The sequence below is a fragment of the Mesorhizobium sp. M7A.F.Ca.CA.002.15.2.1 genome (assembly GCF_003998715.1).
In the GTDB taxonomy this organism is placed as follows: domain Bacteria; phylum Pseudomonadota; class Alphaproteobacteria; order Rhizobiales; family Rhizobiaceae; genus Mesorhizobium; species Mesorhizobium ciceri.
On record NZ_RZPI01001072.1, the window covers coordinates 1 to 1075 of the forward strand.

A 1075-nucleotide genomic window follows, 5' to 3' on the forward strand; every position below is an offset into this window, starting at 1 on the left:
GTCCAGCACGACAGGCGCGATCGGACAGCCGAGTGAAAACTGGTTGTCTTCCAGCATGCGCCCCACCGACTGGTAGATATGATGGACGGCTACCGCCGGATCCTTTTCGGCGGCCAGCGCTTCGCCCAGCCTCTCCGTCACGTCGGCAACGCTGGCGCGCGTCACCTCGATGACCAATTGGTCCTTGCCGCCGGGAAAATGAAAATACAGCGAGCCCCGCGGTGCGCCGCTGGCGCTCAATATGTCGTTGAGCGAGGTGCCGTGATAGCCGCGCTGCCTGAGCAGCAGCCCAGTCGTCTCGAGTATGCGGGTGCGGGTGTCGTTGGCCATGTCAACCTCTGTCAGGAGAGATCATTATAGGCCTTGCGCAAAATATGACAATCGGTCTACATAATATGTAGATCAGTCTATATATTTGAGGTTCGAAATGCGCAGCTATCGCCTTGAAGGGACCGGCGGAATCGAAAGCCTGGTGCTGCGGGACGAGGCGCGACCGGAGCCGGGAGCGCACGAGATCGTGGTGCGCATTCGCGCCACCTCGCTCAACCGGCGCGACACGATGATCCTCAACGGCGCCTATCCGCTGACGCCGCGCCAGGGCGTCGTGCCGCTGAGCGACGGGGCTGGTGAGATTGTAGCCGTCGGCGCTGCCGTCACCCGCTTTGCCGTCGGCGACCGTGTCACCGGCAGCTATTTCGCGCGCTGGATCGACGGCCGCATCCATGCCGGGCTCGTCGACCAGCTCGGCTGCACGCTGGACGGCATGCTGGCGGAATATGCGGTTCTCGACGAACAATGGGCGGTGCGGCTGCCCGATCATCTCGACTGGCAAGAGGCCGCAACGCTGACCTGCGCCGGCCTGACCGCCTGGAATGCGGTGACGGGCGCCGGAATTCCGAAGCCCGGCCAATGGGTTCTGGTCATCGGCTCGGGCGGCGTCTCCCTCTTTGCATTGCAGTTCGGCAAGCTGCTCGGCTGCCATGTCGCCGCCGTCACCTCGCGCGGCGAGAAAGCCGACAGGCTGCGGGCGCTGGGCGCCGACCTGGTGATTTCGACATCGGATATGCCGCAATGG

Annotated in this window: 2 protein-coding genes; one reads left to right on the forward strand and one right to left on the reverse strand. The window is 63.9% G+C overall.

Going from position 1 to position 1075, the window contains the following annotated elements; all coding sequences use genetic code 11:
• A partial coding sequence (locus ENZ74_RS32665) for a TetR/AcrR family transcriptional regulator (protein WP_164761437.1) occupies positions 1–330 on the reverse strand: 330 nt, incomplete at its 3' end.
• Between the two features lie 97 nt (positions 331–427).
• Between ENZ74_RS32665 and ENZ74_RS32670 the strand changes: the two genes are divergently transcribed.
• Positions 428–1075 (forward strand): NAD(P)-dependent alcohol dehydrogenase (locus ENZ74_RS32670; RefSeq protein WP_164761438.1); only part of this gene is annotated, 648 nt, incomplete at its 3' end.